Source organism: Aestuariivirga sp. (assembly GCF_044239095.1).
Taxonomy (GTDB): Bacteria; Pseudomonadota; Alphaproteobacteria; order Rhizobiales; family Aestuariivirgaceae; genus Aestuariivirga.
In genome coordinates this window covers 1-2,771 of sequence record NZ_JBIICB010000397.1, presented here as the reverse complement: position 1 = coordinate 2,771, position 2,771 = coordinate 1, and the positions used below count along the sequence as shown (strand labels likewise).

Below are 2,771 nucleotides of genomic sequence, written 5' to 3'. Positions count from 1 at the left end.
GCTTCCGCCACCGGATAGGGGTCTTCGAGCGTGATCATGTCGAGCCAGACGCCCTCTGCCGTGATGCGGATCAGGCGGGCCGCACGCTCGGGATGGTGGGTGTAGCCATGCAACTCGTTCATGCGGGCGCAAAGACTGGTCATTGCTGCGTTGTAGGCCCCGTCATTGACGGCGCAGCGCGCCTGGTAGAGCGGCCTGCTCTGGCTTTCGCCCCAGAAGGCGCACCATGCCGCGAGCCGCTGGGGCGTGCGGATCGTGGGGTTGAAGTCGGCCTCGATCAACGCAAGGATCTGCGCCTCGGGCGCCTCGGCGGCCGCACTCAGAGCCGCCTGCCAATTCTGCCGGTATTCTTCCGAAAGATAGTCCAGCGTCTCAGCCAGGAGGTTCTCCTTGGACTGGAAGTGAAACAGCACCAGTCCGTGGCTGATCCCCGCGCGTGCCGCCACGTCCGTCACCTTGGTGCGGGAAAACCCTTGCTCGGCGATGCACTGGATCGTGGCCTCGATCACCTGGGCGCGGCGCAAGTCCCGGGTGCGGGTGCGCGGTGCCTGGCGGCTTGCGGCGGTCTCTGTCAGGGGCACGGTGGATCATCCTCCAGGTCCGAATTATGCCCTGATTGACAATCCAGTCAATCGGATGCCAGTCTCCGGATGTCCAAAGTCCGCATCCGGAGCGCCCATGACCGATCTGTCCAGCCAGGAGCCTGTATACAAGGCGGAGATGCGCTGATGGACCGCCACCCGCAGTCCCCGCGCCTCGAAAGCTGCCCCGAAGGCCTGCCGCGCGCGGCCTATATGGACCCCGCCTGGCATGAGCGCGAGATGGCGACGGTGTTTGCCCGGCAATGGGTCATGGCTGGACGTGCCGCGGACTTTCCCGCTGGACGGATACGCCGGGTGACGCTCGGTGCGGCCCCTGTCATCGTGGTGCGCGATGCCGATGGCAAGCTCGCCGCCTGGCACAACAGCTGCCCGCACCGCGGCTCCGAGCTTTGCCGGGCGGAAGAGGAGGAGGTGGGCAGGCTCATCCGCTGCCCCTATCACGCCTTCTCCTTCGCGGCCGCCGACGGCCGTCTCGTCTCGACCGGCCATGCCGTGCCCTCGGCGGACTTCGACCGGCAGGCCCATGGCCTCAAGCCTGTCTCAACCCGTGAATGGAATGGCTTCCTCTTCCTCAACCTGTCGTCCGAACCTGGTCACATCCATGCCGATGTGGGGCTCGGGACGCTGGACAACTGGCCGATGGATACGCTCGTCACCTGCCACCGCTGGGAGGCGGATGTCGCCTGCAACTGGAAGGTCTTCTGGGAGAACTACTCGGAATGCCTGCACTGCCCGGGCATTCACCCCGAACTCTGCGATATGGTGCCGGTCTATAGCCGCGGCATCATGGGTCCGTCAGAGGCGCTGGGCTGGACGCCGGAAGAACCGGCCCGTCCCAACCTCAGGAGCGGCGCCCGGACCTGGACGGTGGACGGAGCGCCGTGCGGGCCGGAATTTCCGGGTCTGACCGATGCCCAGCGGCAGGCTGGCTATTCCTTCGTCACCTTGTGGCCGTCGGCCTATGTCGTGGCGCATGTGGACCATGTGCGCTCGGTCCGCATCCTGCCGGTGGGAACCGAAACCACCAGGCTGGTTGCCGAATGGCATGTCCCCGCTGACACCATGGCGCAGCCGGGTTTTGATGCCGCACGGCTCGCCTCTTTCGCCCGGACCGTGCTGGAGCAGGACGGCCAGGCCGCCGAGATGAACCACCGCGGCATGCGCTCACCCGCCTTCACGGCGGCGCGGCTGATGCCGGAAGAATACGAGATCTACCGCTTTCACCAGTGGGTGAAGGCGGCCATGGAGGACGCGGCATGATACAGCTTCCCTATCAGACACTCGCCACCCCCAACGATTGGGACCGCCGCGGCCTCCCGGCCTGGACCTATCATTCCAGGGCCCTCTTCAATCTGGAGCGGGAGAAGCTCTTCCTCACCCACTGGATGATTGCCGGTCATGTTTCGGACGTGCCGGATCCGGGTGACTGGCTGTCCTTCGACATGCTGGGCGAGCGCGCCGTCGTCATGCGCGGGAAAGACGGCACCGTCCGCGCCTTCCACAATCTCTGCCGGCATCGCGGCGCGCGCGTGGTTGATGGGGCGCAGGGCAATTGCAAGGGGGCGATCGTCTGCCCGTTCCACGGCTGGGTGTACAATCTGGACGGCAGCCTGCGGGGCCCGGCGCAACCTCACTCCTTCGGTGAGATGAAGCGCGAGGAATTTTCACTCAAGCCGATCGAGATGCAGATCCATCACGGCTTCATCTTCATCCGCTTTTCGCCGGGCCCGCAGCCGGATGTGGCGGAACTGCTGGCGCCGTTCGACGCCGACTTCACCGCCTACGCGCTGAAGGATGTGGTGCCGTCCGGCATGCCCGGCTGGACCTCCGAACTGCCCGTCAACTGGAAGTCCGTGCGCGACGTGGACAATGAGGGCTACCACGTCGCCCTCGCGCATCCCGGCCTGCAGGAACTCTATGGGCGGACCTACCGCGACAATCATCTGGCCAACGGCCTGTCGATGTCGATCGGCTGGTTTGGCGATGCGCCGGGCAGGCTGTGGTCGGTGCGCAACTATGTGAAGATCTCGCCGCCGCGCCCGGAATTGCCCCGGCACCTGCAGAAGGCCTGGACCTATTACGGGCTGTTCCCCAACCAGGTCTTCTCGATCACCCCGGACGGGATGCTGTTCTACCAGGAAATCCCGGTGTCAGAGGGGTGCACAAGGC

The 2,771-nt window shown here is 65.6% G+C and carries 3 protein-coding genes; 2 read left to right on the top strand and 1 reads right to left on the bottom strand.

What is annotated here, in order from left to right:
- The coding region (locus ACILRA_RS21825) for a TetR family transcriptional regulator (RefSeq protein WP_395664141.1) at positions 1-581 on the bottom strand (581 nt) is incomplete at its 3' end.
- A gap of 147 nt (positions 582-728) precedes the next feature.
- Between ACILRA_RS21825 and ACILRA_RS21820 the strand changes: the two genes are divergently transcribed.
- Together ACILRA_RS21820 and ACILRA_RS21815 are read left to right on the top strand one after the other, a co-directional pair.
- On the top strand, positions 729-1,862 hold the full coding sequence (locus ACILRA_RS21820; protein WP_395664140.1) for an aromatic ring-hydroxylating dioxygenase subunit alpha: 1,134 nt from the start codon (positions 729-731) through the stop codon (positions 1,860-1,862).
- A partial coding sequence (locus tag ACILRA_RS21815; RefSeq protein ID WP_395664139.1) for an aromatic ring-hydroxylating dioxygenase subunit alpha occupies positions 1,859-2,771 on the top strand: 913 nt, incomplete at its 3' end. The genes ACILRA_RS21820 and ACILRA_RS21815, both read left to right, overlap by 4 nt.